Source organism: Mycobacterium lacus (assembly GCF_010731535.1).
In the GTDB taxonomy this organism is placed as follows: Bacteria; Actinomycetota; Actinomycetes; order Mycobacteriales; family Mycobacteriaceae; genus Mycobacterium; species Mycobacterium lacus.
In genome coordinates this window covers 210,732-237,023 of the sequence record NZ_AP022581.1, presented here as the reverse complement: position 1 = coordinate 237,023, position 26,292 = coordinate 210,732, and the positions used below count along the sequence as shown (strand labels likewise).

The window sequence follows — 26,292 nt, the reverse complement described above, 5'->3', positions numbered from 1 at the left end:
GGCCACCGACTACATGTACGGCGACAACTCACTATTTAGATGGGCACTACTCGCGGCATCGGCACTCACCGCGTCCAACGTCGTCTTAACACTGGTCATATCCCAAAGGCGGGCTAGCGCCAAACGCTTCTGAGCGAGTTTGGGCCCCGTGGGTGGGTGATTGGCCCCGCGCAGGTTCTGCGGTCACGTTGGTCAACCCGGCCTACACATCACAACAAGTACGCCCGTGCGGGCGCCTCGATGTGCGGCGCGGGAACAAAGGTCACTGGCAGACCGCGGGCTGCCCGCAGCAGGAGTACTGGCCCCACGGCGCGAGAGATGAGTAGCGAGGTGCCTGACGCGAAGATGCGGTAGTGAGTGGGCGCAGGTGACCGCACGGCGACCGTGACTGGTGCTGGGGTGTTTTGGATTTGGGTTAGGCCGCTTGTGCGGTTCGGGAGGGTTCGCCGTTGGTGGGGATGTGCCAGATCGCGATCGGGAGGGAATGCTCGATGGCTACGAGGGCGCGTGTTGGCCCGCGGCGGGCCGCGAGTCGCTTGTAGCGGTTTTGGAAGAACGACCATTTGTCCGCACGGCAGCCATCGCGGCGATCCCGAGCGCGCCTTTGAGGTGGGCGTTACCCGGGCGGGCCGCACCTGGCGGGACTTGCCGGCTGATTCATGGTGTCCTGAGCAGACACCGGCCCAAGAGGCGAGCTGAGCGGCGGTATTGAAGCAGGTCATGTCGCCCCCTGTCTCAGCGAGGATGTTCTCCGCGCCGGTTTCACTGATGCGGGGGATCGTTGCGAGCAGTTCCCGGGCCCAGCCCAGGCTGTGCTCGTTGATGAGTGCGCCGATCAGCCCGGTGAGCATCTTGATGTGCGCGTATTAGCAGGTCGATGCGGTCGAGGTGCCCTTGGGTGAGGTTGCCGCGGTGGGTGGTGAAGTTGCCTTCGAAGGCGGCCCGTAGCTGCTCGGTTTTGACGCGCAACCGTCCTTTGGCGAGGTCGGCAAGGGACGCCGGGTTTCACTCTCCAGCGATAAGGGATTCCAGGAATAATCGACCGGATACGCCAAGGGACCGGGTTGTGACCGAGGTGTACTTGATTCCGGTCGACTCGATCAGCTTCTCAAGCTGCTAGATTTCCCGGGATCGCTGCCCAATCAACGTACGGCCGCGAGCGGGTCTGGGCGATGTCGCGGGCCTGCAGCCACGCGGCGACCTCGTGGTTGATGAACTCAGCTCCGCAGTCTGAATCGAAGATCACCATGGGGAATGGGAACCGCTGCTGCAGTTCATCGATGCCCTCGAGGATCCACGTGGAGGCGTTGTTGCGGATCGAGTGGTTCTCGGTCCAGCCGATCACCAGATCGGTCATCGTCAGCGTGCGGGCGAACTCGCCGATCAACGTCGGGCCGCAGTGCGCCACGGTGTCGGCCTCGATCACTCCCGGGGCATCAGGTGCCTCATCGGCGCAGGTGCGGATGCTGATCGAATTCCGCAGCAGCGGTGAGGGTTTGGTGGTCGAGATGCCCTTGATGCGCATCGCATCCCGGGCGGGTTTGAGGTAGCGGTCCACGGTGGCCGCGCTCATTGTCTTCAGCTCCGCTACGACCGCTTCGGTGGCGAACGGCTTGTCAAGATCACCGGCGGCGGCCAAAAGCGGCAGCCATAGTTCGACCATGACCACCAGGTACTTGCCGCACGGCATGCCCATCAACGCCCACACGCGCTCCAACAGCGCCCTGGCGTCGTCGCTGAAACCCCACGGCCGCAGAGCGCGCCCATCGACCTGCTCGGCCGGTGCCGGCAGCCTCGGGCCGGTCAACATCCGCCGCGCCGTCGAGCGGCCCATCCCGGTGGTGGCCACCACCCGATCCAAAACCTCGCCCTTGTCCGCCGTGGACGCCTTGCGGTACTGGGTGCGCAGCTTGTTCGTTACCTGTCGTCTCGCGGCCATGTCGATCTTGCCTTCCACGTCGGGCAAGCCTTCCGGGTCACGCGCTCAAGATAGCTGAGGCACCACTCCCCGCCACGCGCTCAAAGTAGGTGAGGCACGCCGAGTTGCAGCAAACGATCGACATACCGCGTTAAACTCATCGCCATGGTCGGCGCTCGATGAGTAATCCACAGCCCGACAAGGTGCGTGTGGTGGTTGGCGATGATCACCCGCTCTTTCGCGAGGGGGTTGTGCGAGCCCTGTCGTTGAGCGGCTCGGTGAGTGTCGTCGGTGAAGCAGATGACGGCGCGACGGCTCTCGAATTGATCAAGGCCCACCTGCCCGATGTCGCATTGCTGGATTACCGGATGCCCGGGATGGACGGCGCGCAGGTGGCCGCGGCGGTGCGCAGCTACGAGCTGCCGACCCGGGTGCTGCTGATTTCGGCGCACGACGACTCGGCGATCGTCTACCAGGCGTTGCAGCAGGGCGCGGCGGGATTCCTGCTCAAGGATTCCACGCGCACCGAGATCGTCAAGGCGGTGCTCGACTGCGCCAAGGGCCGCGACGTGGTGGCGCCCTCGCTGGTCGGGGGCCTTGCCGGGGAGATCCGCCAGCGCGCGGCGCCGATGGCCCCGGTGCTCAGCGCGCGGGAACGCGAGGTGCTCAATCGGATTGCTCGCGGGCAAAGCATCCCCGCGATCGCCGCGGAGCTGTATGTGGCGCCGTCGACGGTCAAGACCCATGTGCAGCGGCTATACGAGAAGCTCGGTGTCAGCGATCGCGCGGCGGCGGTCGCCGAGGCGATGCGGCAAGGGCTGCTCGACTAGGGGTACGGAGGCGCTCGACGAACGGTCTTCGGAGCTGTCTTCGGGCGCTGGGACGGCGGTTATGCGGCAGCTGCGCTGCGCGTGTCGGGCGAACACTTCGGCCCGCTCAGGCGTGTCCCCTTGGCAGATGATGTAGGCGGCGTGAAGCATCGCCCCCTGCAGGTCACCGGTGGAGTCGCCGTTGCGCAAGACGATCTGGGCCTCGATCACCCCGGGCACCTTGAGCAGGTCCGCCTCGTCGGGCATGCCGGCGATGACTCCCGAACCGGTGACCGGGATGACCGCCCACGAGAACGAGCCCCGCGACACGGCATGGGTGCGCGGCCGGCGCCCGCCCAGCTGCTCGACCAACAGCTCCAGGTTGTCGATGCCATAGCTGAGCCGCAGCATCCGGGGTATCAAGAGTCCGCCGGGCCGTGCGGCGAACTCGCCGACCAGCCACCTGCCGCATCGGTCGCGAAAAATCTCGCAGTGCCCGAATCCGTCGGTGACGCCCAAGGCCGACGCGGCGGCGCGCGTTAGGCTGCGCACCTCGATCGCATCCGCCGAGTCCGGGTCGAGAAGCACCGATCCGTACGCGTTGTTGGCGAGGACCGGTGTGAAGTAGCGGCCGGCCAGGCAGTGCACCTCCGAGCCCCGATGCAGCATTAGCTCACAGTGGAATTCCTCAACGACGTCGACGAAGCGTTCGACCAGACAGCCAACCTGGCCGACGTCGGATGCCAGGGATGTCGATCGGATCCATTCTGGAAGGTTCGCCGGCGGACCGAAGGCGCCGGCGGAGGCCAGCTGATCAAAATTGTCCCGGTTGACCCGATGCGTGTTGATGGTTCCAAAGCCATAACGCGGTTTGACGACGATCTCGCCGCCCGCGTCGTCCAGGAATTTGCGGATCTGCCGCACGTCGTGCACCACCCGATGCTCAGCGACTGGGACACCGGCGGCAGCCAGGCGCCGCTTCATGACCGACTTGTCGGTGCACGCGACGGCGCTGCGGTGATCAAGTCCGGGCAGGCCCAGCAGCTCGTTGACGAAAGCGGCGGCGCGAACGCAGGGCTCATCGATCGTGGCGACAGCCGTCACGCCGAGCGCTTCGAGTTCCACCGCGATTCGGGCGAGCTCGGTGTAGTCGTCGAAATGATCGATGGTCCTGATCGGATATCGCGGATTGGTGGACTCGCGCGGTTCTCGCATGCTTTCGGGAATCACCGCGACAATCTTCTCGCCGCGCGCGGTGAGAAAATCCTCCAGCCGCGGACGGTATGCGGACAAAACGACGATCACGACGTTGAGCCTTTCGCGGGGGACAGGGACTGGTTTGGAGGTTGGGGATCATCGGCAAGTTCGTAGAAACCCTCGCCGTCGAGGTAGCGCAGCGTCGCAAGATCACGAAGCACTATCTCGTCCACCTCATGCATCAGCGTCAGCGAGACGGGGTAGGTGCTGTCGTCGATGGTGCGACGCAGTCGCTGCCCGGGTTTGATTAAAAGGCGCATGTCGTAAAAGCTTTCCAACTGCTTGATGGCGTCCAGCGCGCGGTAGGAGACCAGTACACCACTGCGCGGGCTGACCATCAGTGCCCAGGCGATGCTCCGACGAAGCTCATAGGGCCGCCCGTGGCGTTGCTTGAATCGGCCGGGATTGGTGTAGGCATCCACTGTCCATTCAGTCTGGGATTCACCGATAGCCATGGCCGTGTAGCCGGGCAGGTCCTGGCCGGCGACCCGCGCTCCGACCTCAATCAGGCAGGGGCCATCGGGAGTCATCTTGATTTCGATATGGCCTGCGCCATGGCGGATTTCGAGCGCGTCGAGCACGTCGAGCGCGTATGGGACCAGCTGATCCTGGATTTCCCCGGTGGCCGGCAAGATCTGGCATGCCACCACCAGGTCGGACACTCCGTTGGCGCTGATGCGATGTGTCTTCCAGATGTCGCAGACGTGATGCAACCCGTCCCGGCTCACGGTGTTGACCAGGTATTCCGCGCCGACCAGGTATTCCTGCGCCACAACACCGTCATTGGGCAGGTTGACGACGTTCTCTCTGCCATTCAGCTGGCGAAAGGCCCGGACGGAGTCGTCCGCCGTGCGGCACCATGTGACTCCGTCGTTGGCCGCGCTGCGCAGTGGTTTGAGGATGGCCATGCCGCCCAGTTGGGTGTGCCATTCCCGGAGTTGGGATTCGCTCTCCACCCGGATTTGTCGCGCCCCGCGCAGACCGCATTGCTTGATCCGCTCGATCATCAGGTACTTGTCGCGCCGCGCCGCACTGAGGGCGGTGCCGTTGGTGGGCGCCCCGGTCAGTGGATTCAGCGCTTCGCTGAGTGCGTCGGCAAATTCGACCCCGTGGTCACAACCCGCGATGACGGCGACGGGATGAAGCGGCGCTATTTCGCTTACCGTTTCGTCCAACGAGCCACGGTGCATGAACTCGAAGGGGTAAGGGAACGGATCAGGGTAGCCGCGGTAGAGCTTAGGAGTCTGGGCCGTGCTTTGCACCCTGACGGGGACGTAGCCGGCGGCTTCGAACGCGGGCGCCAGCCGCGATGCCGACGGGCCGTAGGTGTCCACCAAAACGACATGGCCACACCGGTTTTCGAGGTAGTTGCCACTCATTGGGCGGTCCATCCTCCATCCACAGCCAGGGCCTGTCCGGTGATATAGGCCGCTTGGTCGGAAGCCAGCCAGACCACGGCGTTGGCAACTTCGTCAGGGCTGCCAAGCCGGCCCATTGGGATGTGCGACAAGTAGAAGCCCTCGGCGCCCGGTCCTCGCGCGGCTCTGGCTTGGGCCAGCATCGGGGTCAGGATGGGCCCCGGGCATACCGCGTTGACCCGGATCCCCTCGGTCGCGTGGTCGATGGCGGCGGCGCGGGTGAGCCCGACCACGCCGTGCTTGCTCGCGGTGTAGGGAGCGGCTCGGGAGTAGCCGACGAGGCCGGCGATCGACGCGACGTTGACGATTGCTCCGCCGGAATGCGTTCGCATGTAGGCAATTTCGTGTTTCATCGACAACCACACTCCTTGCAGGTTGGTGTCGACGACGTGCTTCCACCGCTCGAGCGTCCACCCGTCGGTGGGCTGTCCCGCTCCCGGCGCGCCAGCGTTGTTGCACGCGACGTTCAATGCGCCGTAGCGATCGACGATCGTCTCGACGAGTCGCACCACGTCGGTTTCGCGGACAATGTTGGCCCGCAGGGCTTCAGCCTTTCCTCCGTTGCTCGCGATGATCGACACGGTTTCCAGCAGGGGATCAAGTGTTCGGCCCGCGACGACCACAGCTGCACCCTCTTGGGCGAATCGGCACGCCGTTGCCCGACCAATCCCGGTGCCGCCGCCGGTGACCAGCACGACTTTGCCGGCGAATTGTGTGCTCATCCGCGGTCGCGCGCTTTGATGGGATGGCAACGGGTCAGCTCAGTTGCCATGAGCCGCTTGGTGGCCCGCACGATGTCGTGGCTGCCGCTCAGCGCGGCGGACTCCAGGCGGGGGCTCGCCGGATAGGGCACGGCTAGCGCACCGACCCTGGCCACCGGCGCGCGTAGGTCCTCGAAGGCCTGTTCGGCGATGACCGCGGCGATCTCGGCGGTGGGCCCATAGCGCATCCAGGTCTCGGCGGCCACCACAACGCGTCCGGTCTTGCGGGCCGACGCCACGAGCGTTTCGGTGTCCAGCGGGCGCAGTGAGCGCACGTCGATAACCTCGGCATGCACACCGGCCGCCGACAGGCTGGCTGCGGCGTCGAGCGAGTGGCGCACCATACCCGACATCGCGATGATGGTGACGTCGGTCCCCTCGAGAAGCACGCGCGCGGTCGCCAACGGGGTGACGTGTTCCCCGTCGGGAACCAGGTCTTCGGTGGCGTACAAGGCTTTGTGTTCGAACAGCACGACAGGATCGTCGGATCGGATGGCCGCGGTCAGCAGCCCCTTTGCATCCGCGGCATCGCTGGGCATCACGGTGTGGATCCCGGGCAGGTGGGCTGTCCACTGCTCGAGCGATTTCGAATGCTGTGGCCCCGCACCGTTGCCCGGCCCGCCCTGCGTGCGGACCACCAGCGGAATGTTGACTTTCCCTTGCGAGACAAAGGGATACACGCTGGCCGCATTGGCAAGGCTGTCGAGAGCCAGACACAGGAAATCGCTGTACATGATCTCCACCACCGGTCGTAGACCGGACATGGCCATGCCGATTGCCGCCCCCACAATTCCGTTCTCCGAAATCGGGGTGTCAACCACCCGGCCGGGACCGAACTCATCCAGCAACCCCTTGGTCACACCGAAAATCCCGCCGTAGACCGCCACGTCTTCACCGAGCACGATCACCCGATCGTCGCGTCGCATCTCGTGGCGCAACGCGTCGTTGAGCGCCTCCGCATAGGTCATCGGTGTCATCGACGTCATGTGCCCAACGACCGTCATCCGTCCCATTTGCGGGCTGTCACAACCAATTCGGCGGGGTCAGGCCAGGGGCTGGCCTTGGCGAAGGCCACCGCCTCATCGACCGCCCGCCGCGCGGTGCGCTCCACCTCGTGCACCCGCTCGCGCGAGATACCTGTCGCGATCAAACGTTGTTTGGTCACCATTAGGGGATCCGGCCACCGGTCGGCCTCGCCGCAATCGCGATAACCACCGCGGTCGGCACCCGAGAAGACCGCGTTGCGGTAGGTGACGGCTTCCACCAACGTGGGGCCAGCGCCGGCGCGCGCTCGGCGCACCGCTTCGCCCACACAGTCTCGAACCGCTTCGACGTCGCCGCCATCGACCTGCACCCCCGGCATGCCATAACCGACCGCCCGCCGATACAGCCGGGTCTCGTGCACGTGCTGGTCCAGGCGCACGCTGAGCGCGTACTGGTTGTTCTCCACGAAGATCACCATCGGCAACTGCCAGAGCGCGGCCATGTTCGCGGCCTCGTTGAAGGCCCCGGAGTTCACCGCACCGTCCCCGGTGACACAGAGCGTCACCCGGCCGTCTGCGGCCAACATTTGCGAGTAGGCGTGTCCGACCGCCAACAACAGCGAATGACCAACAATGCCCGAGGGAGCGAGCAACCCGCGGTCGGGATCAACGATGAGCATATGCCCGCCCCGGCCGCCGCATTGGCCATCGGCTCGACCCATCATCTCCGCGATACTCGGGCCCAGCGGAAGGCCAAGACCGACATATTGTGCGTGCGGGCGATGAGTAGCGGTCGTGACATCGCCTCTGCGTAACACCGCAGTGGCCCCTATACCCGCCGCCTCCTGGCCAAACCCGACGTGCATGGGCCCCTTGATCAAGCCCTCGGCACGCAACTCTTCCAACGCGATGTCGAGCAGCCGCAACACCCACATCCGCCGGTACAGCTCCAGCCGATCCGGGACCACCGAATTCATGGCGCGGACTCCTTACTCACCACGGGAACCTCGGCGGCGCGGGCACGGCTAACACCTGCCGGTGGCATGCGATAGTCGCGGCTTCGGTCACGGATCTGAGAGTAGAGATGCCTACCTGGATAAACCTCCTCCAATCGGCCCTAAAACGGACGGACGTCCCTCCACTAATCGGGGGACAGGGCAACGACTCCCGCGGCCTGGTTGCGCGGGCAGACGCAAAAGCACCCCCGAAAGTACCTTTTGGGGGTGCTTTTGCGTCTGCCCGCGCAACCCTACAACTTCAGAGGCACCTCTACACAGACATGGGTCCCCGCGGGGGCGTCGAGGAAGACGAACACTCCGCCGGCGGCATCCACCCGCGCCCGATGCGAAGCCAGGCCGATGTGGCCCTCGCCCAAGCGCCGCGCCATGGTGTCCCCGGTGATCCCCACACCGTCGTCGCAAACATCCAAAACGCAGCTCCCGTCCGTGATTCCGAGGGTGACCGAGGCATGGCGGGCTTGCGAATGCTTTTCCAGGTTGGACAGCAACTCACGAGCCACGCCGAACATGATGGGGTCGATCGCATTGCGAATCGAATACTCGATGTCGGTGGCGACGTCGATTCCTGAACGCCCCGCGGTGAAGCGGGCCAGCTGTTCCACCGCCGCACCCAACCCGACCTGCTCGAGAACCGCCGGATGGAGCTCGAAGGTGGCCTGCCGCAGCCGCTCGGAGGCAAGCTGCAGACCCGCCAGCGCGCGCCCGACCCGTTCATCGTGGGGGGCCGTCGCCTCCAGCTCGACGAGTTCCTGACGCGCGAGCAGCACGTCTTGCAGCGGTCCATCGTGAATGGATTCCGAAATCCGGCGCTGCAAATCCTCCGACGCCGACATGGTCTGGACAAGCAGCTCTTCGCGCAACGCGCTCAGACTGGCCACCGAGCGGACATGGCGCTCCTCGATGCGGACCACCACCAGCGCCGTGCCGCACAGAAACGCGTAGAGCGCCAGCAGAAAGGCGGCGTCCGGCCAGGCGCTCGTCAGCACGTGGTCGTGAACCCCGGCGACCACGAACCCGACGAGTGTGACGGCCAGCACCACCGCCGCGCGTCGCGATGACACATCAACGCCCACCAGCACCGGCAGCAAGATCATGATCAGCAGCGGATAGATCCCGACGTCGGACAGCAACTGAAAGCCCGTCACCGCCAACACGTCGACGGCGGTGAAGGCAACGGGCTCCAACCGGCGCATTCCAGCGAATCGGCCGATCCCGCGCCACCGGCGGATCGGAAAAATCGCCAGTAACAGGGCGCACGATGCGACGGCTGCGTAGATGAGGATGAGAACGGTTTGCCGGGCCCATTCCGGCCGGGGGGTGCCCATGAGCATGGCGGCAACCATGAACACCACCACACCGATCCGAAGCACCGAGACGATTCGAGACGAGCGCTCCAAGTGCATCCTGCGCACTCGATCGAGTTCCACGTCACTCGTCACCACGGGAATACGGTACTCAGCGCGACCGGGAGCGTGCGGCGTGCTAACCGCTGATCGCGGTCGTCGCCGCATCAATCAACCAACGCTGTTACCTGCGTCACGGCCCGACCAGACAAGAGCTCGCCCAAGGGTGAACGAATTTCGAACGGCAGGCACCCAATCGGGGGACTCAAAATCCATCGGTCGGGGGACACGGGATTCAACCCTTTCGCGGCCGGTCGGCCGACAGACGTCACCGGTTCGCCGCGGCAAGCTAATAACAGTGTGGAGGCTGGTGAGGAGAGGTATGGTTCCGGCGATCAGGAGCGGACCGAAGGGGGGCCGTCTTCACAGTTCTGGCGGTCTAAGCCGGTGGACCATGGCTGCCACCAAAGAGATCAACTACGAGGTCATTGAAACCGCCGATCTGTTCAATCCACGCAACCCGGAATTGGGTCGGCAACCCGGCGATCATCCGAATGAGGCCACCCGTCTGGTAGCGATGGACGAGGCCGTGGCACAGCTTTTCGGTGAGCGCATCCGGGCATATTTCGCCGCGAACTCCATTGCGGTCTCATACCTTGTCTTACCCAGTGGGGACGAAAACAAGGTCATCGAAAACGTGCTGCGGGTGGCCAGCCGCCTCAATGCCATCGGCACCCCGCGAGTGGGCAGCGCCCCCATCGCGATCGGCGGTGGGACGCTGCAAGACATGGTCGGAATGGCGGCCAGCCTGTATCGGCGAGGTATCCCCTACGTGCGGGTGCCAACGACCCTGCTCGGCCAAATCGACGGCAGCGTGTCGGCGAAGACCGGGGTGAACCACGACGGATTCCGCAATCGTTTGGGCACCTTCGCTCCTCCGCCACGCACCCTCATCGACCGGGGCTTGCTCGCCACGCTGCCCGAGCGCCAGATCAGCAGCGGGCTGGGCGAGGCACTCAAGATGGCGCTGATCAAGGACGCTCGCCTGTTCGAGATCCTGGAGGCTCACGGCCCGCGACTTGTCGCCGAGCGCCTGCAGGATCCCGGGCACGACGGGCCCGGCATCCCGCCGGGGCAAGAGGTGATGCGCCGGTCGATCACCGGAATGGCCGAGGAACTGCGGAAGAACCTGTGGGAGGACGATCTGCAGCGGATCGTCGACTACGGCCACACCTTCTCGCCCATCGTGGAGATGCGGGCGTTGCCCGAGCTGCTGCACGGCGAGGCCGTCGCGATGGGCTGTGTCTTCTGTGCCATCCTAGCCGCCAACCGCGGCCTGCTCACCCGCGCCGAGTTGGACCGCATCGTCGCCACCACTGTCGGACTGGGTCTCGCGCCATCGCATCCGCTGTTCTGTGACGCCGAGCTGCTCACCGAGGGCTTCGTCGACACGGTCCGCCATCGCGGCGGGCAGCAGCACCTGACTCTGCTGAACGGCATCGGCAAAACTGTCTTCGTCAATGACCTGGCCGACACCGAGATCGCCGCCGCGGCGGCCGAAATGCGAATGCTCCGTCAGGGGCACGACACCGGCGCATCAATCTGCAGTGGGTCGATGGCATGACCGCCGTCTAGCCAACCGCGCTGCGGCCAAGCGTTGGGGTCCTCCCAGTCGATCGACGCGGCCGCCGTCAAGCTGTTCACCATCCGACCACTGAACACGAAGGTAGGAACACAATTCATGGCCGGCCCGCAGATTCATCACGTCGCCTTGCTAGTCGCCAACCTGGAAGCCGCGATCGAACGCTGGTCGGCGGCAACGGGATACACCTTCAGTCCGGTCGGCCGCTACTGCACCGAGCGATACGCGGACAGCAGCAATCCCAAGCCGCATCACCACGATGCGCGCATCGCCTTTTCCAAGGAAGGCCCCCCACACATCGAGCTGATGGAATTCACCGGAGAAGGAACCCACTCGGTTTCGCAGGGCGAAGGGTTTCACCACCTCGGCTTCATGGACTACCCCAACGTCGAAGGCCGGCTCAAGGAGCTTGCGGAACTCGGTTTCGGCCACGACGGCATGGCGTTGACCGACGATGACCGGATCCTGCTGTTCTTCACCGAGAAGGCCGATTTGAACGGCATGCGCCTGGAGTATGTCGCCGAGTTGCCGCAACCGATCATCAAGGACGACGGCAGCGAGCCGTACCTCGACGACCGCGGCTTCCCCGGCCTATGGCCACCGGGGAACGAGTGACGCGATGACGACGACGACCGCGAATCTGTGGGTCGGGAAGAACCGATTCGAAACGATCGAGATGCCCCTGCCTTCGCCGCCCGAGGAGGGTCTTCTCATCGAGGTCACGGCCAACGGCATCTGCGGGTCCGACCGGCACTTCGTCTCCACCGACCCGACGGTGCCGATCGTGCTGGGGCATGAAATCGTCGGCACCATAACCGCTTTCGGCGCCGGGCACTCCCGACGCGATGCCGCCGGCCAGCCGTTGCGCGAGGGAGGCACCGTCGCCCTGTTCCCCTGGGTGCCGTGCCTGCGGTGCTGGGGCTGCCGCCGCTTCGGGCCCGGCGCGACCACGTGCGGCAATGCGTTCGTGTATGGCGTCCCGCCCGAAGCCATCGGACTCGAGCCGCTGCCGCAGGACAGCGGCGCCCACACGCCCACGCTGACCGGCGGCTTCGGCAAACACGTTGTCGTTCGACCCGGAACGTATCTGTGGCGGGTACCCGACCATGTGCCGGCGCGGGTGGCGTCGCTTCTTGATCCCCTTGCCGTCGCGGTCCGCGGGGTCAATATCGCGAAGACGCCCGCAGGTGTGCCGGAGGAGGTGCTGACGTTCGACGCCACCGCGGTCATTCTCGGCGCGGGTGCGGTGGGGCTGCTCACCGGGCTGGTGCTGCGTCACCTTGGCATCGGCACCATTGTGGTTTCCGGTTCCCGGGCGAGCAGGCTGGACGCCGCCCGCGACATCGGCATGGACGTCGTGCTCGACACCGCAGAACTGGACGTGATCCAGCGCCGCGAGGCGGTCATGGAACTCACCGGCGGCCTCGGGGCCGACATCGTGATCGACGCGGCCAACAACGCCGCAGCCCTCGGTGAAGCCCTGGGCATGGTTCGCCGGCTGGGCACGGTCGTGGAAGTCGGAAACATCGTTCCCGGCAACGCGGGCATCAGCGTCGACCCGGCGGTCGATGTCTGCCAACGCAATGTCCGATTGCTCGGCATGAGCTTCAATCCGCCGCGCTCCTACAGCGAAGCCATGGCCATGCTGAGCAAGCATCCGGGCATCCCGTTCGAGCGCTTGATCACCCATGCGCACACGTTTGACCACCTCGACCGGGCGCTCGCAGATCTGGCGGGCGACGCGGTCAAGGTCACCCTCACCGCATAGCCCACGACCTCCAGCAGCCAACCCCGACAAGGACGAACACGGTGGCAGTACTCGAAGTCGGCGGCACCGGGCTCCCCTCCCGGCCCGGCCCGATCAGGTGGCGACTCTTGCTCGTCGGAGGGTCCGCCGGAACGCTGTTCGGGTATTCGATCGCGGTCAGCAATGACGCCATCGGGCCAATTCGGCAGCAATACTCGCTGTCCGGGTTGGCAGTTGGGACGGTTGTCAGCAGCTTGATCGCCGGCGCTCTGGTCGGGTGCATGCTCGCTGGGCCCGCCGTCGAACGCTATGGTCACCGAGTGGCGCTGGGAATCGCCGGGGTTGTGGCCGCGGCCGGGTCTCTCGTCGCCGCAACGGCGGACGGCGCCCCGTCGATGGTGATCGGCCGGTTGATTCTCGGTGCCGCGGTGGGCATAACAACCGCCGTCACGCCCACCTACATCGGCGAGATTGCTCACGGCCGGAACCGGGGCGCGATGATGGCCGGCTACCAATTCTCCATAGCCAGCGGGTTTCTCCTCGCCTTCACCGTCGGAGCCATCCTCAGCCTGGGTGGCCACGAATGGCGGATCATGTTCGCCGCCAATGTCATTCCTGCCATTCTACAAACCCTGACGATGACAAGAGTTCCATCCAGCCCGCACTCGCTGGTCGCCCGCGGCCGCCCCGACCACGCTCGCGAGTCGCTGCTGGCCACTCGGCATCCCGACGATGTCGCCGCCGAGCTCGAATGCATCATCGCCGCCCACCGGCGCAACACCGAGACCGGCGCACGGATGAGCCTGGCGCGGCTGGTCAATCCGGAACCGTCCCTGCGTCGGCCCATCTTGATCGCGATGGGCGCCTCGTTGATGGATGTGCTCGTCGGAATCTGCGCCATCGTCTACTACTCCACCCCGGTGTTCGCCATGGCCGGTGTCCGCGGCCGCGCCGGCGCCGAGATCGCCTCGTTTTCCATCGGGGTCGCCGACGTCGTGTTCACCGTCGTCGCGGTGGGGCTGCTCAACCGCTACGGACGTCGGCCATTGCTTACCGTCGGGTTGACCGGAATCATCGTGTCGCTCTTGGCCACAAGCTTCGGCCTGGTGTCGTCATCCTGGGTCGCCGGGGCGATAACCATTGCCGCCATGCTTGCGTTCATGGCTTGTCACGCGTTCTCGGCCGGACCCATCGGCTGGCTGCTCGTCGCCGAGGTACTGCCCCCGCAAATCAGGTCGCACGGCAGCGCGGCGGCGATCGCGGTCAACTGGCTGGCGAACCTGGTGGTGGTCTTGCTCTTTCCGATCCTGGTGGGAACCCCCGGTGAGCCTCATCGCGCCGCCATCGGATTCCTCATCTTCGCCGGCATCTCGATCGGGTTCCTGGTTTTCGTTCGGGTGTGGGTCCCGGAAACCAAGGGACTCACCCTCGAACAGGTGCAAGCGAAGTTGGCCGGGCACCGGGTCAAGGCGAAATAACATGACCCAGCCTCACCTTGACAACGACCGGGTTGATACGCCCGAGTTGAGAAACTGGGCGGGCAACGTCGCCTTCACCCCCGCGCGCCTGCACCGGCCGACGACCATCAAGGAGCTCTGCGAGATCGTCGCCGACGCTTCGCATGCGCGGGCGCTTGGTGGCGGGCATTCCTTCAGCCGAATCGCGGACACCACCGGCGATCTCGTCGCGGTCGACCGGCTGCCGTCGGTGATGGACATCGATCGTGCGCGGATGAGCGTGGAGGTCAGTGCCGGTACCCGATATGGTGAACTGGCAGACCATCTGCACCGTAACGGCCTAGCGCTGCACAATCTTGGCTCGCTGCCACATATCTCGGTGGCCGGCGCATGCGCCACCGGCACGCACGGTTCGGGAAACTTCAACGGTTCGCTCGCGGACGCCGTCACATCGGTGACCCTCGTGAACGCGGACGGCCAACTCGTCACCTTGTCCCACGCGGATCCCGGCTTCGGTGGTGCCGCCGTTTCGCTGGGCTCGCTTGGCATCGTCACCAGCCTGCGCCTGCGCCTGTGCCCGACGTTCGACGTCGAACAGTACGTCTACGACGGGCTCAGCTGGGATTCGCTGCTGACCCACCTCGACAGCATCACCGCCGGCGCCTACAGCGTGAGCATCTTCTCCCGGTTCGGCGAGGCCAACCGGATCTGGGTCAAGCATCGCTGCGGCGATCCTCGCGCGGACCTCACCCACGCCGGAGTGCAACCGGCCCTGACGCGTCAACACCCGTTGGCCGCGTTGCCGGCAACCAACTGCACCGAGCAACTCGGTGTTGCCGGACCCTGGCATCAACGACTTCCACACTTTCGTCCCGACTTTCGGCCTGCGACCGGCGACGAGTTGCAGTCCGAATATCTGCTGCCCAAACGGCACGCGGCCGCCGCCCTTGACGCCCTGCACCGAATCCGCGCCGTGATCGCGCCGGCCTTGCTGATCTGCGAGATCCGCACCGTCGCGGCCGACGATTGCTGGCTGAGCCCCAACCACGGCCGCGACAGTGTGGCCATCCATTTCGCGTGGCGCCCCAACACGTCCATGGTGATGCCCGTCCTCGCCGACGTCGAGGGAGCGCTCGCACCGTTTGACCCGCGTCCACATTGGGGCAAGCTCTTCACGATTGGTGCCGACGCTCTGCGCGCCAGCTATCCGAGATGGGGCGACTTTGACGGTCTCATGCGGGCGATCGACCCGGGCGGGAAATTCCGCAACGACCTCATCAATAGTTGCTTTCCACAGTGAAACCCGTGCCCAAGGAGAAATGATGCCGCGAAATCCACGCCACGTTCTTATCACCGGATCCACGTCCGGCATTGGTGAAGCCGCCGCGCTCGCCTTCGCCCGCGGTGGCGACACCGTTTATGTGAACGGGCGCAATGCGGAGCGAACCGCGAAGGCCGCCCAACGCATCCGCAATGCCGCCGGCGAATCGGCCGGCGAGATCGTCGCCGTGGCCGCCGATATCGCCACCGCGGAGGGTGCCGAGGAGATCTTCACGGCCATCGGCGAACTCGACGTCCTGGTCAACAACGCCGGCATCTACACAGAATCACCGCCATTCGAGATATCCGACGAGGAATGGCGCCGCCACTTCGAAGTCAATGTGCTCAGCGGTATCAGACTCACCCGGCACTATGCGCCTCGCATGGCCGAACGCGGCTGGGGCAGGGTGATATTCATCAGCAGTGAGTGCGGGGTCACCACGCCTCCCGAAATGATCCACTACGGGATGACCAAGTCGGCGCTGCTCGCGGTGTCACGGGGATTCGCGATCGGCGTCGCCGGCACCGGGGTCACGGTGAACTGTGTTCTGCCGGGGCCGACCCGCACCCCGGGCGCCGAGGAGTTCGTCGCCAAGATGTACGGCGATATCCCGTTCGAGGAGGCCGAGCGCCGTTACTTTGCCGAGGTTCGCCCGGCATCGTTGATCCAGCGATTCAGCCTCCCGAGCGAAGTGGCAAACCTCATTCACTATGTGGCCTCCGCCGGCGCATCCGCTACTACCGGCGCGGCACTGCGGGTCGACGGCGGGGTCATCGCGACAATAATCCCGTGACGGATGGAACTACTGCCGGGACCCGCCCGATAAGTTCGAGCACTCGCAACCGGTGGGGGACAAGATGAATTCGGGAACGCCGTCGTACCGGGCCGATGTCTTGATCGTCGGCTCCGGCCCAATCGGGGCCACGTTTGCCCGCAAACTGGTAGACGGCGGATCCAGTGTCGTTGTGGTGGACGCGGGCGCCCAGCTCTCGGCCCGTCCCGGCCAAAACCTCAAGAACTCCTATATCTACCAGCACAATCCGGATCTGTTCGAACCGGTCATCCGCAGTCATCTGCATGTGCTCTCGATCCCGCCGAGTGCCCGGGCCGAGCTCGCGGTCGATCCGTCGGCGTTTCCCGAATTGGGCGACAATCCCAGCAACGCTCGCAACGCCGAGAATCCTGAGCAGAACCCGTACCGCAATATCCCCGCGGCCGCGGCCTGCTATGCCGTGGGCGGCATGGCCACCCACTGGACATGTGTGTGTCCGCGTCACCATCCCACGATGGAGCGTTACAACGGGATTGCGGCGGACGAATGGGATCGGTACTACACCGAGGCAGAACAACTGCTGGGCGTCCAGCAGGGCGTGTTCGACCACTCGGTCAGACAGACGCTGCTCATCGACGCGCTGCGACGGGAGTTCTCCGAGCTCCCGGCCGAATACCAGGTGCAGGACCTCCCGCTCGCGGTCAACCGGATCCCCAACAATCCCCGGATGGTGAAGTGGACCGGCGTCGACACAATCCTGGGCGACCTGGCAGATCCGGGCGGCGACCCGGAACGGTTCCGCATTCTCCAGGAGCACCTGTGCAACCGCTTGGTTCGGGATTCGGACGGCTCGCGGATCGAATACGCCGAGGTGCGCGACCTTGTCGGGATGCGAACGGTGCGCATCTATGCCGACCACTATGTCGTGGCGTGCGGAGCCGTGCTGACCCCACAACTGTTGTGGGCGTCGGAGATACGGCCCGAGCCGCTGGGTCGATACCTTACCGAACATCCCACGGTGTTTTGCCAGGTGGTCCTGCTTCGCGATCTTGTCGATCGGATCGAGGGCGACGAACGATTCACCGAGGCGTTGCGGGCACATCGGCGGCTCTACCCCGATGACACCCTGCCAATTCCCTGCGCGGATCCGGCGCCGAACATCTGGATTCCGGTCACGGAAGGCCGTCCCTGGCATGCCCAGATCAATCGGGACGCCTTTCACTACGCGGATCTGGTGCCGCACGTCGATACCAGACTGATCATGGATTTGCGGTGGTTCGGAATGGTCGACCCGCGGCCCGACAACCGGGTGTGGTTCTCCGATCGCTACACCGACGTGCACGGCATGCCGCAGCCCACTTTTGATTTCACCTTTAGCTCCGAAGACGCGGCGCGCCTGCACGCGATGATGGCCGAGATGCTGCGAGCCGCGATGGCCATCGGCGGATTCCTGGGCGGGTCCGAACCGAGCTTTCCGACTCCCGGGCTGCCGCTGCACATCGCCGGTACGGTCCGCATGGGTGAGGATCCGGACACCAGTGTTGTCGACACGAACTCGCGGGTGTGGGGATTCGAGAACCTCTACCTTGGCGGCAATGGCCTGCTGCCGACCTCAACCGCGTCGAATCCGACGCTGACCAGTGTGGCGATCGCCTTGAAGGCAGCGGACCGCATGGTCGAAAAACATTACACAGCAAGCTGATTCGGGACTCACCGCCGCCTCATCGGAACGGGTCGCCACTACGGGCGCACGCCGCCGGACGCCTTGGTCAGTGTGTCGGCGGCAAACCTCAGCCCGTCCAGGACGTCCAGCTCGTCGTCCTCGTGCTCGATGTTTATCGCGATCGACGGATTGACCTTGCGCAGAGCGCCGACAAACGACGTCCAGTACTCGACATCGTGACCCCGGCCCACCGCGACAAACTGCCAAGAAGGGTTCGCCGGCGACCGATTGAGAAGATAGCGGCCACCGAGCGTGATGGCCGAGGGATCGTCGGCGTCCGGCGTCACGTAGCGATCGTCGAGTATTCCGTTCAAGCGGCAATTGGCTTCGTTCACCCGCGTGTCCTTGGCCGCGGCATTGAAGACCCGGTCGCCCAGGTAGTTGATCGCCTCGATCGGTTCGATTCCCTGCCAGAAGAGATGGCTCGGATCCATTTCCGCGCCGATGTGTTCACTGTCGGTGCGCTCGATCAGTCGCATCAAGGTGGCCGGGTTGTACACCAGATTGTGGGGGTGCATTTCGATGCAGACGCGCACGTCGGCAGCGCGGGCGCGCCGTTCGATATCCCTCCAGAAGGGAACGGCTACGTCGTCCCACTGGTAGCGCAACACATCGGTGGCGGCGCTGTGCCAAGGCTGGGGCATCCACGTCGGAGCCAGGCACCCGGGATGGGCGCCGGGCAGGCCGGACATCGTTACCACGTTTCGCACGCCGAGCAAGCCCGCCAGGTCGATCGCCCGCCACAGGTCGCGCACGTAGGTGCCACGCACTTCGGGATCGGGGTGCAGCGGGTTGCAATTCACGTTCAGGGCGGTAAGCGCGATGTCCCTATCCGAAATCTGTGCGAGATACTCTCGACGGGCCCGCGGGCTGGCCAACAATCCATCAACCGGGAGATGCGGAGCGTTGAGAAACCCACCGGCGTGCACTTCGATGCTGTCCAGGCCCAACTCACCGATGGTGTCCAGACACTCGACCAACGTCATGTCGGGAAGGCACGCCGTATAGACACCGATTTTCATATCAACCTCGACCCTGAAGCGTCCGCAGCAACATGTTGAAGACACATTCAACACGTCGATCGCCGTGGCGAGTCCCTAGGATCGAGACTCCGTCTGTCCGTCCGACTGGCTTCCTGTTCCCCAGGGCCCCCCATTATCGCGATGCGGCCTCGCTTTGGCGTACGCCAAAGCGTCGGCCACCAGGTCGCGCGCCACGCGCTCCGTCTCGTCGAGCTGACCGCGGGTGACCCCGGCAGCAAGCAGCCGCCGTCGCGCGAAGACCAATGGATCCAGGAACTGCTCGGACCCCGCCAGGTCGCGGTAGCCGCCACGGTCGGATCCAGAGAAATCAGTCGTCCGGTACGTGATCGCTTGCACCAGTGTGGGGCCGCCGCCCGCGCGCGCTCGTTCCACCGCCCTGGCCACGCAGTCCCGAACCGATTCGACATCGTTGCCGTCGACCGACACCCCCGGCATCCCATAGCCCGCTGCCCTGCGATACAGCTGACTGTCCCTGTCGGGTCTGCCTAGGCGGACGCTTAACGCACAACGAATGTTCTCGACGAGAATCACCACCGGAAGCTGCCATAGCACAGCCATGTTCGCGGCCTCGTGGAAGGTGCTGGCATCGACATCGGAATCCTCGGTGGCACACAGTGTCACCCGGCCGTGGTCATCGAGCCATTGCGAGTAGGCATACCCGATGGCCAGCAACGGTGACTGCGATGCGGCGCCCGGCGAGGCCGGCAAACCATACTCGGGATCAACGATGCGGCCGATCATTTCGGCGATCATCGAGCCAAGCGGATTGCCAAGGCCGACCTGCAGGGCGTGTGGGCGATGCGTCGTGGTGGCGATGTCGCCTTCGCCCAGTGCCGCGGTGGCGCCGATAACCACCCCCTCCTGACCGAACCCTGCCTGCAGGGGCCGTTCGATCAGACCTTCGACGCGCAATTCTTCCAAGGTCATATCAAGCAGCCGCACCACCCACATCCGGCGATACAGCTCCAATTGACCGGGCAAGAGCGTCGCCGAACTCTCACTGATGCAAGTCACTAGTCGGCTCCTCCCTCTTCACGGGGATCTCGTTGGCACAGGCCAGAACACGAGCCAGTGGCGAAGACAGCGCCGCGCCGAGCAGACCAACCGACACCGTGGTAGCAGCCACCAGCGGACGCCCGCCGTGTGTCAGGCTGCACGAAGCCAGGATTGGCGCGATCACCGAGGCAGCCGCGAGCGCCATCGCCCAGATTCCGTGGTAGCGCCCGCCGTTGGCGGGTGCAGCGATCCGATGCACGATGCCGGCGCTCACCACAAACCAGGCGATCTCGCCGGGTGCACACGCGACCGCAGCCGCACCGAAGCCAACCGTCGTATGCGCCAGCGCTGCGGCCCCCATGCATAGGCTCACCCACACAGCCGCTCCAGCCAGGATGCCAAGCCGCGGGCCACTAGCGAGCTGCTCGCTCAGCCATCGCGTCAGCAACGGGGTGAGTGCGATGGCGGCCAAGGCGTTGCTCAACTGCACCCAGCCGCAGGCGCCGGCACCCAGCCCGCAGTCGCGCATCAGCATGGGCAACGCGGAGAAGAACCCCATCAACGCCGTCAGCGTTGCCAGGCCAGATGCGAACAACAGGACCAGCCGCTTATCCGAGAACGCTTGCCGATAGCCGGTTTTCGCCATCGTTGCGCCGGTGCTGGGCACCCCTGAATATTCACGCACTCGGCCGTGCACCCCAGCGGGTATGCAGCGAGCCGCCACCACCGCGTAGACCGCGCACGCGATGCCGTTGATCCAATACAACACCGGGGTGCCCCACCGGTCGGCGAGCAGACCGCCTACCCCGCCGGCGATCGCGGCACCGACGTTCAGCACCCACCCGTAACGCCAGGCATCGACTCTCGCCCGTCGCGCGGGCTCGGAAACCAAATCGGCGATCGCGGCGCCCAGCACGGGACGCGATGAATCGCAAACCAGACCGGCGATCGTGGCCCCGACCAGCAACGCCGCCAGGCTCGGCGCCCCGGCCATCAGAACCAGCGCCGCGGCGGCCACGGACATGGTGGACACCAGCGTCGTCCGGGCCCCGATACGGTCCACCAGCCATCCGCACAGCAGTTGTCCCACAGCCCATCCCAGCCCGTAGGCCGCTAGGACCACACCGATCGCTGCCGGGGCATGGCCCCGCCCGGCCACGTGGTAGGCCAAGAACGGATAGGCAAAACCTGCCGAGCGCACCAGCAGGTTCCCGCCCAGCAGCAGCCAGACCACGGTCGGATAGCTATCCCGGGTCGTTGGCGCCTCGGTCCCGACCTCGGCCAGATCGCCCGCGGCAGACGGACGGAGGCCGCCGGAATCGACGGTTGGGCAGGCCGCATCGGGATCGCTGGTCAGCACCCGATCCGTGACTGCGATGGCCGCCGCTGTGGTCACAAATCTCAAGGTAGAGACGGATTCCGGCGCAGTCCTCCTCCGATCGGTCCGAAAGGATGACGAACGCCTCCTCCCCCAATCGGGGGACACCACCAAACCGGTTCAGCGTCGGGTTCGCTCGTTGCGCTTCGGCGGCGCTGTGCGGGTGCGGATTTCGCCAAATTCCTACCTCTGGGCGCACGTTAACGCCGTCAGCCTGCGACCCTCGACATGCGAAGTCGCCTGGCAGGCGACTCGGCGGTGGTGGCGCGATGCGCGGTCTTCTCCCAGAGGAACGGCGCCGTGACCAGCTGGTAGAGCGCACGCCATGCCGCGGCCCAGTGCGCCAGCCAGTACACGGGAAGGGCGGCAACCGCGCGCAGATGACTCCAGCGTCGTTCGCGATGGGCCAGGTACGTCGCTATCAACCAGGTCAGCGTGGTGCCAACTTGAACCGCCGCGATGGCGCCGGGATCGACCTCGACTGCGATCAGACCCCCGTAACCGAGCGTGTCACCGACACCGAGAGCGAAAATCAGTGTTTGAGCTAGGAATTGGACCGGCATACCGAGGACGAAGACGATGAGACTCAGCAGGCCGCGGGGGCCGAACCTGCGGATCGTGTCGCGCGGTGCCCGGGTGTGGACGAGCGCGGTTAGGAGGAAGCCCTTGTGCCAACGGGTGCGCTGCGAGATCCAGTCGCGCAGCCGATCCGGTGCGTCGCCGTACGTGACGGAGTCGACCACGTTCGACCGGTAGCCCAACGCGTGCAGCCGCATGCCCAGATCCGCGTCCTCCGAGACGTTCCAGGCGTCCCAGCCACCCACATCCCGCAACACCTGGGTGCGAAAGTGGTTGCTGGTTCCGCCCAGCGGAAATGGCGCGCCGAGCGCCGCCAATCCCGGCACCGTCAATCGGAAACGTCGCGCGTACTCCACGCCGAAGCAGTGCGCGAGCAAGTTTGTTCGCATGTTGCTGGTCTGCAATACGGCCTGCACGCAGGCCAGCTCGCCAGAATCCGCGGCGAACACCGCGGCGGCCTTCCTGAGCTGATCGGGCTCCGGCCGGTCCTCGGCGTCGAAGATCACCAGCAACTCGCCCCTGGCCACCAACAACCCGGCGTTGCAAGAACGCGGCTTTGTGCGCGGTGGCCCAGGCGGCACCTGCACGATTCGCATGTACGACGGCGGCTCCGCCGCGGCGATGGCCCGCTGAGTCGCGACGTCCGTACGTTCTACCAGCAACAGCACTTCAAGCCGCTCCGGTGGGTAGTTCAAGTTGGCCACGCAGCGGACCAGATCGCCGATCACCTCCTCCTCGCGATACGCCGGGACCAACACCGTGTACGTGGGCAGTTGCTCGTCCGCCAATTCAGGGATCGGCTTACGCCCGTTGCTTTTCGCATCGCGCAGACCCGCCATCGCGACCACAAACGACACCAGCACGATCGCGGTCGTCAGCGCCAGCAAGACAAGCAACAGCGCCGAGGGCGCCACCACCGCCGTGATCACGCATGCCGCCGCCACACCCTGGGCGGCACACTTCTGCCACATCCGAATCCCCTGCCGGGCAGACATCGCCGGGTTGGTGCGGGCGAAGTCGTGCATGATCGCTTGGGCGACTTCGGTTTCCGACTCGCTAAAGGCGCGGTCCTGCAGCGACGTCGGCTGCCTATGCAGGTCCGCCAGGTCGACCTTCGCGCGTTCGTCCGTGCCAGAGCTCATCACCGATGGAACCGCCTTGCTTGTGGAAACGGGAATGGACGTCAATTCGTCGGCTCCGCATTCATCGGGGCGTGCCCCCTGGACCCACTCAACACGCGCGCAAGCGGCAGACACAGGGCGGCACCGATCAAGCCAACAGTCACCGTGGCGACGGCGACCAGGAGATCGCCACCATGGGTCAGGCTGTAGGAAGCCATGATTGGCGCAATCACCGAAGCAATTGCCAGGGTCATCGACCAGATTCCGTGGTAGCGCCCGCCATTGGCGGGTGGGGCGATCCGGTGCACGATACCGGCCGCGATCACCAGCCAGGCGATCTCCCCCGGCGTACATATTGCCGTGGCCAGGGCGAAACCCAACGTGGTGTGCGCGAACGCGGCGCCCGCCATGCTCAAGGTCGTCCACCCGCCCGCGACGACCAGGATGTCAAGCCTCGCGTGGCGACGGGCCGCGACTCGCCGGCCCAGCCAGGGCATCATCAGCGGGGTGAGCGCGATGCCCGCGAGCGCGTTGGCCAACTGCGCCCAGCCGAATTCACCGGCACCCAGCCCGCGGTCGGCCATCAGCATGGGCACCGCGGCGTACAAGCCCCTGACCGCAGTCATTGTTGCCACGCTGGAGGCGAACAGCAGAACCAGGCGACCGTCCGCGAAGGCCTGCCGGTAACTGACGTGTTCGGGCCCAGCCGCCTTCGCCGGGGCCGCGCGGCACGCTTGACCAGGGATGCAGCGGGCCGCAACCAACCCGAGCAGCGCGCAAGCGGCGGCGTTGACCCAAAACAGCACCGCAGTGCCGGACCAGCCGGCGACCAAACCGCCGACCACGCCGGTGACCGCACGGCCGACGCTGAGGATCCAGCCGAAGCGAAAGGCGTCGAGCTTCGCTCGCCGCCGGGGGTCAGGGATCAACTCAGCGATCGCGGCACCCAGCACCGGGCGCGGCGCGTCGTAGACCACGCCCACGATCAGGGCCCCGACGGCCAACGCCGGCACGCTGCGCGCCTCGGCCATCAGCGCCAGCACCACGGCCGCCACCGCCATGGTGGACATCAATGTCGCCCGGCCCCCGATGCGGTCCACCAGCCACCCGCAGACCAGCTGCCCCGCGGCCCAACCCACACCGAAAACCGCCAACACGGTGCCAACGGCCGCTGCCGCATGTCCCCGCCCGGCCACGTGGTACGCCATGAACGGGTATGCGAATCCCGCCGCGCGCACCACCATGTTCCCGGCCATCAGCAGCCAAATCACGGCCGGGTATCCGTCCAGGGTCGCGCGGGCGGGACCGGAAACGATGGGGGGGCGTGCCGCAATCGCCGCTTGGGTGCGGACGTAACCATCGCTGGGGCCTGCGCTCGACGCGCGCAGGTGGCAGGCGGCAAGCGTTCGCAGGCGCAGATAAGCGGTCGTGAGGTCGACGCCGGGGCCGGGGCCCAGCACCCGGCGATTGACCGCGACGGTTGTCGTCACGCAGCGCACGTTATTTGCCGTCCGCGGCGCAGACCTCCTCCGATCGGCCCTAATAGCCGGCGAATGCCGTTCCTCTGATCGGGGGACATAGCCATGCGGATAATTGCCACTTCCCACTGGTCCAAGACTCGGGCGGTCAGATCAACTGGGGCAGCACCCGCAGCGGCGCGATCCCATCTTGGGCGCCGTTGCCAGCCGCTTCGGCTCGGCCGGGCGAGGCCGACATCGGCAATCCGCCCAACAGGCCCGGGGCGCCGCCGGCCGGGCCGGCCGAGGGAGCGGCGCTCATCGCGGCACCCGGCAACGCCGCCATCGCCGAAGGGCTGAGCGTCGGAGCCGACGCGGCCCAGGCCGGCGGCACCGACAATGCCCCGACCGTCGTCGCCTGACCGAGGCCCGCCGACGCCACACCGCTCAGGGTTGCCGAACCCATGGCCGCAGCCGCCTCCGAAGCGGCCGCGCCAAGCCCCGTCGCGACCTGGCTCGCCACCGCCGCGGCCGCCGGTGCGAAACCCTTGATGGTGGAGATCGCCGACATCATCAACCCGGCCGACGATGTGCACACGAAGAACGGCGTGCCGAGGATGCTCATCACCGTCGATAGATCCTCCACCCATTGCGGGAGGTTCGAATCGCCGGCCGCCTGCAACAGCGGGGACACCGCGGACGTCAGCTGGGACAGCGTCGCCACCACATTGTTGGCCGCGGAGTTGCCGGTGGCTTGCGTGAGCGCGCCCGCCTGAGCGGCCAGCCCGGCGGGGTTGGCGATCTGCGGCGGCTCGGTGAACGGCGTCAAATTGGTCGCGGCGGCCGAAGCCGCCGCATAGCCATACATCGCGGTCGCGTCCTGGGCCCACATTTCGCCGTATTGGGCCTCGGTGGCCGCGATCGCCGGGAAATTTTGGCCCAGCAGGTTGGTGGCGATCAGCGTCATCAGCTGAGCGCGGTTGGCCGCGACCAGCGCGGGGGGCACCGTCATCGCATACGCCGCCTCGTAGCCGGCCACCGCCGCTCTGGCCTGGCTGGCGACCTGTTCGACCTGAGCGGCGGTGGCGCGCAGCCACGTCACGTAGGGCGCGGCCGCGGCGGCCATGGCCACCGAGGAGGCGCCGAGCCACGCCCCGCTGGTCAATCCGGAAATCACCGATTCGAAGGAGATCGCGGTGGAGCTCAACTCGCCGGCCAGCGCATCCCAGGCGGCCGCGGCGGCGAGCATCGACCCCGCTCCCGGGCCTGCGTACATGCGCCCCGAGTTGATCTCGGGCGGCAGCGCCGCATACACCATGTGGCAGTCCTGTCAGCGGGTTGCGATCGCGTTAGCCGCCTCGGTCGCCGCGCAGGAACCGCCGCCGGTCCCGAGGGTGGTCACGAAACACATGACACCAGAGTGCAGTCACGGCACGACGATGTCTGTCGACTGACCGGTCACTGGGCGGATGAATCACACCGTCCCCCGATCGACGGATGTTGTGTCCCCCGCCCCGGGTGAGGCGCCGACGCGCTGTCCGACTCGGC

The 26,292-nt window shown here is 65.9% G+C and carries 22 protein-coding genes and 1 pseudogene; 8 read left to right on the top strand and 15 right to left on the bottom strand.

Features of this window, described 5'->3' with window-relative positions; genetic code table 11:
- Nucleotides 1-209: 209 nt before the first annotated feature.
- The 3 genes and pseudogenes from G6N24_RS25610 to G6N24_RS23800 all read right to left on the bottom strand — a co-directional run.
- Complete coding sequence (locus tag G6N24_RS25610; protein WP_085162240.1) at nt 210-851, bottom strand: transposase; 642 nt, start codon at nt 849-851, stop codon at nt 210-212.
- A 257-nt stretch (nt 852-1,108) separates the two neighbouring features.
- Nucleotides 1,109-1,525, bottom strand: coding sequence for an integrase catalytic domain-containing protein (locus G6N24_RS25455; protein WP_331253233.1), 417 nt, complete (start codon nt 1,523-1,525; stop codon nt 1,109-1,111).
- A 24-nt stretch (nt 1,526-1,549) separates the two neighbouring features.
- Nucleotides 1,550-1,834 (bottom strand): annotated as a pseudogene (locus G6N24_RS23800) (integrase catalytic domain-containing protein); the annotation flags it as partial.
- 263 nt (nt 1,835-2,097) lie between these two features.
- Between G6N24_RS23800 and narL the strand changes: the two are divergent.
- Nucleotides 2,098-2,748 carry a two-component system response regulator NarL gene (gene narL / locus G6N24_RS01125; protein WP_085162239.1) on the top strand — a complete coding sequence of 217 codons (651 nt, stop codon included), beginning with the start codon at nt 2,098-2,100 and terminating at the stop codon, nt 2,746-2,748.
- Here narL and G6N24_RS01120 read toward each other — a convergent pair.
- From G6N24_RS01120 to G6N24_RS01095, 6 genes are all read right to left on the bottom strand, one after another.
- Complete coding sequence (locus G6N24_RS01120; protein WP_139822550.1) at nt 2,674-4,032, bottom strand: ATP-grasp domain-containing protein; 1,359 nt, start codon at nt 4,030-4,032, stop codon at nt 2,674-2,676. The genes narL and G6N24_RS01120 overlap by 75 nt on opposite strands.
- On the bottom strand, nt 4,029-5,363 hold the full coding sequence (locus tag G6N24_RS01115) for an ATP-grasp domain-containing protein (RefSeq protein ID WP_163745622.1): 1,335 nt from the start codon (nt 5,361-5,363) through the stop codon (nt 4,029-4,031). Before G6N24_RS01115 ends, G6N24_RS01120 begins: the two co-directional genes overlap by 4 nt.
- Nucleotides 5,360-6,124, bottom strand: coding sequence for an SDR family NAD(P)-dependent oxidoreductase (locus G6N24_RS01110; protein ID WP_085159275.1), 765 nt, complete (start codon nt 6,122-6,124; stop codon nt 5,360-5,362). The genes G6N24_RS01115 and G6N24_RS01110 overlap by 4 nt, the downstream gene beginning before the upstream one ends.
- Nucleotides 6,121-7,167, bottom strand: coding sequence for an alpha-ketoacid dehydrogenase subunit beta (locus tag G6N24_RS01105; protein WP_232070662.1), 1,047 nt, complete (start codon nt 7,165-7,167; stop codon nt 6,121-6,123). The genes G6N24_RS01110 and G6N24_RS01105 overlap by 4 nt, the downstream gene beginning before the upstream one ends.
- Entirely contained in the window at nt 7,164-8,123 is a 960-nt protein-coding gene (locus G6N24_RS01100; RefSeq protein WP_085159277.1) for a thiamine pyrophosphate-dependent dehydrogenase E1 component subunit alpha, read from the bottom strand. The genes G6N24_RS01105 and G6N24_RS01100 overlap by 4 nt, the downstream gene beginning before the upstream one ends.
- A gap of 272 nt (nt 8,124-8,395) precedes the next feature.
- Nucleotides 8,396-9,568 (bottom strand): sensor histidine kinase, encoded by a 1,173-nt coding sequence (locus tag G6N24_RS01095; RefSeq protein ID WP_085159279.1) that lies wholly within the window; start codon nt 9,566-9,568, stop codon nt 8,396-8,398.
- 394 nt (nt 9,569-9,962) lie between these two features.
- Between G6N24_RS01095 and G6N24_RS01090 the strand changes: the two genes are divergently transcribed.
- The 7 genes from G6N24_RS01090 to G6N24_RS01060 all read left to right on the top strand — a co-directional run bounded on the left by G6N24_RS01090 (nt 9,963) and on the right by G6N24_RS01060 (nt 18,149).
- A complete protein-coding gene (locus G6N24_RS01090) occupies nt 9,963-11,132 on the top strand; it encodes a sedoheptulose 7-phosphate cyclase (RefSeq protein WP_139822334.1) in 1,170 nt (389 codons plus the stop codon).
- Nucleotides 11,133-11,249: 117 nt separating this feature from the next.
- Nucleotides 11,250-11,765, top strand: coding sequence for a VOC family protein (locus G6N24_RS01085; protein WP_139822335.1), 516 nt, complete (start codon nt 11,250-11,252; stop codon nt 11,763-11,765).
- 4 nt (nt 11,766-11,769) lie between these two features.
- Nucleotides 11,770-12,918: a zinc-dependent alcohol dehydrogenase gene (locus G6N24_RS01080; RefSeq protein WP_163745383.1), complete on the top strand. Its 1,149-nt coding sequence runs from the start codon at nt 11,770-11,772 to the stop codon at nt 12,916-12,918.
- A 41-nt stretch (nt 12,919-12,959) separates the two neighbouring features.
- A complete protein-coding gene (locus G6N24_RS01075) occupies nt 12,960-14,375 on the top strand; it encodes a sugar porter family MFS transporter (RefSeq protein ID WP_163745382.1) in 1,416 nt (471 codons plus the stop codon).
- A gap of 1 nt (nt 14,376) precedes the next feature.
- Entirely contained in the window at nt 14,377-15,654 is a 1,278-nt protein-coding gene (locus G6N24_RS01070) for an FAD-binding protein (RefSeq protein ID WP_085159287.1), read from the top strand.
- A 22-nt stretch (nt 15,655-15,676) separates the two neighbouring features.
- Nucleotides 15,677-16,468 carry an SDR family NAD(P)-dependent oxidoreductase gene (locus tag G6N24_RS01065; protein ID WP_232070661.1) on the top strand — a complete coding sequence of 264 codons (792 nt, stop codon included), beginning with the start codon at nt 15,677-15,679 and terminating at the stop codon, nt 16,466-16,468.
- 64 nt (nt 16,469-16,532) lie between these two features.
- Complete coding sequence (locus tag G6N24_RS01060; protein ID WP_085159328.1) at nt 16,533-18,149, top strand: pyranose oxidase; 1,617 nt, start codon at nt 16,533-16,535, stop codon at nt 18,147-18,149.
- A gap of 38 nt (nt 18,150-18,187) precedes the next feature.
- Here the strand turns inward: G6N24_RS01060 and G6N24_RS01055 are convergent, their stop codons facing one another.
- The 6 genes from G6N24_RS01055 to G6N24_RS01030 all read right to left on the bottom strand — a co-directional run bounded on the left by G6N24_RS01055 (nt 18,188) and on the right by G6N24_RS01030 (nt 26,062).
- Nucleotides 18,188-19,192, bottom strand: a complete 1,005-nt coding sequence (locus tag G6N24_RS01055; RefSeq protein ID WP_085159291.1) for a sugar phosphate isomerase/epimerase family protein — start codon at nt 19,190-19,192, stop codon at nt 18,188-18,190.
- Nucleotides 19,193-19,267: 75 nt separating this feature from the next.
- On the bottom strand, nt 19,268-20,227 hold the full coding sequence (locus tag G6N24_RS01050; protein WP_085159293.1) for a thiamine pyrophosphate-dependent dehydrogenase E1 component subunit alpha: 960 nt from the start codon (nt 20,225-20,227) through the stop codon (nt 19,268-19,270).
- Nucleotides 20,211-21,605: an MFS transporter gene (locus tag G6N24_RS01045; RefSeq protein ID WP_085159295.1), complete on the bottom strand. Its 1,395-nt coding sequence runs from the start codon at nt 21,603-21,605 to the stop codon at nt 20,211-20,213. The genes G6N24_RS01050 and G6N24_RS01045 overlap by 17 nt, the downstream gene beginning before the upstream one ends.
- A 191-nt stretch (nt 21,606-21,796) precedes the next feature.
- The gene (locus G6N24_RS01040) at nt 21,797-23,308 is read right to left on the bottom strand and encodes a glycosyltransferase (protein ID WP_085159297.1); all 1,512 of its coding nucleotides are present in this window, start codon (nt 23,306-23,308) and stop codon (nt 21,797-21,799) included.
- A 41-nt stretch (nt 23,309-23,349) separates the two neighbouring features.
- Nucleotides 23,350-24,621 carry an MFS transporter gene (locus G6N24_RS01035; protein WP_372514567.1) on the bottom strand — a complete coding sequence of 424 codons (1,272 nt, stop codon included), beginning with the start codon at nt 24,619-24,621 and terminating at the stop codon, nt 23,350-23,352.
- Nucleotides 24,622-24,913: 292 nt separating this feature from the next.
- Nucleotides 24,914-26,062 carry a PPE family protein gene (locus G6N24_RS01030; protein WP_085159299.1) on the bottom strand — a complete coding sequence of 383 codons (1,149 nt, stop codon included), beginning with the start codon at nt 26,060-26,062 and terminating at the stop codon, nt 24,914-24,916.
- Nucleotides 26,063-26,292: the final 230 nt, after the last annotated feature.

What these genes read in the sequence shown, in the direction of transcription:
- G6N24_RS25610 (WP_085162240.1), bottom strand. Translation starts at nt 851, where the DNA reads ATGCTCACCGGGCTGATCGGCGCACTCATCAACGAGCACAGCCTGGGC.
- G6N24_RS25455 (WP_331253233.1), bottom strand. Translation starts at nt 1,525, where the DNA reads ATGCGCATCAAGGGCATCTCGACCACCAAACCCTCACCGCTGCTGCGG.
- narL (WP_085162239.1), top strand. Translation starts at nt 2,098, where the DNA reads ATGAGTAATCCACAGCCCGACAAGGTGCGTGTGGTGGTTGGCGATGAT.
- G6N24_RS01115 (WP_163745622.1), bottom strand. Translation starts at nt 5,363, where the DNA reads ATGAGTGGCAACTACCTCGAAAACCGGTGTGGCCATGTCGTTTTGGTG.
- G6N24_RS01110 (WP_085159275.1), bottom strand. Translation starts at nt 6,124, where the DNA reads ATGAGCACACAATTCGCCGGCAAAGTCGTGCTGGTCACCGGCGGCGGC.
- G6N24_RS01105 (WP_232070662.1), bottom strand. Translation starts at nt 7,167, where the DNA reads ATGACGGTCGTTGGGCACATGACGTCGATGACACCGATGACCTATGCG.
- G6N24_RS01100 (WP_085159277.1), bottom strand. Translation starts at nt 8,123, where the DNA reads ATGAATTCGGTGGTCCCGGATCGGCTGGAGCTGTACCGGCGGATGTGG.
- G6N24_RS01095 (WP_085159279.1), bottom strand. Translation starts at nt 9,568, where the DNA reads ATGCACTTGGAGCGCTCGTCTCGAATCGTCTCGGTGCTTCGGATCGGT.
- G6N24_RS01090 (WP_139822334.1), top strand. Translation starts at nt 9,963, where the DNA reads ATGGCTGCCACCAAAGAGATCAACTACGAGGTCATTGAAACCGCCGAT.
- G6N24_RS01085 (WP_139822335.1), top strand. Translation starts at nt 11,250, where the DNA reads ATGGCCGGCCCGCAGATTCATCACGTCGCCTTGCTAGTCGCCAACCTG.
- G6N24_RS01080 (WP_163745383.1), top strand. Translation starts at nt 11,770, where the DNA reads ATGACGACGACGACCGCGAATCTGTGGGTCGGGAAGAACCGATTCGAA.
- G6N24_RS01070 (WP_085159287.1), top strand. Translation starts at nt 14,377, where the DNA reads ATGACCCAGCCTCACCTTGACAACGACCGGGTTGATACGCCCGAGTTG.
- G6N24_RS01065 (WP_232070661.1), top strand. Translation starts at nt 15,677, where the DNA reads ATGCCGCGAAATCCACGCCACGTTCTTATCACCGGATCCACGTCCGGC.
- G6N24_RS01060 (WP_085159328.1), top strand. Translation starts at nt 16,533, where the DNA reads ATGAATTCGGGAACGCCGTCGTACCGGGCCGATGTCTTGATCGTCGGC.
- G6N24_RS01055 (WP_085159291.1), bottom strand. Translation starts at nt 19,192, where the DNA reads ATGAAAATCGGTGTCTATACGGCGTGCCTTCCCGACATGACGTTGGTC.
- G6N24_RS01040 (WP_085159297.1), bottom strand. Translation starts at nt 23,308, where the DNA reads ATGAGCTCTGGCACGGACGAACGCGCGAAGGTCGACCTGGCGGACCTG.
- G6N24_RS01030 (WP_085159299.1), bottom strand. Translation starts at nt 26,062, where the DNA reads ATGGTGTATGCGGCGCTGCCGCCCGAGATCAACTCGGGGCGCATGTAC.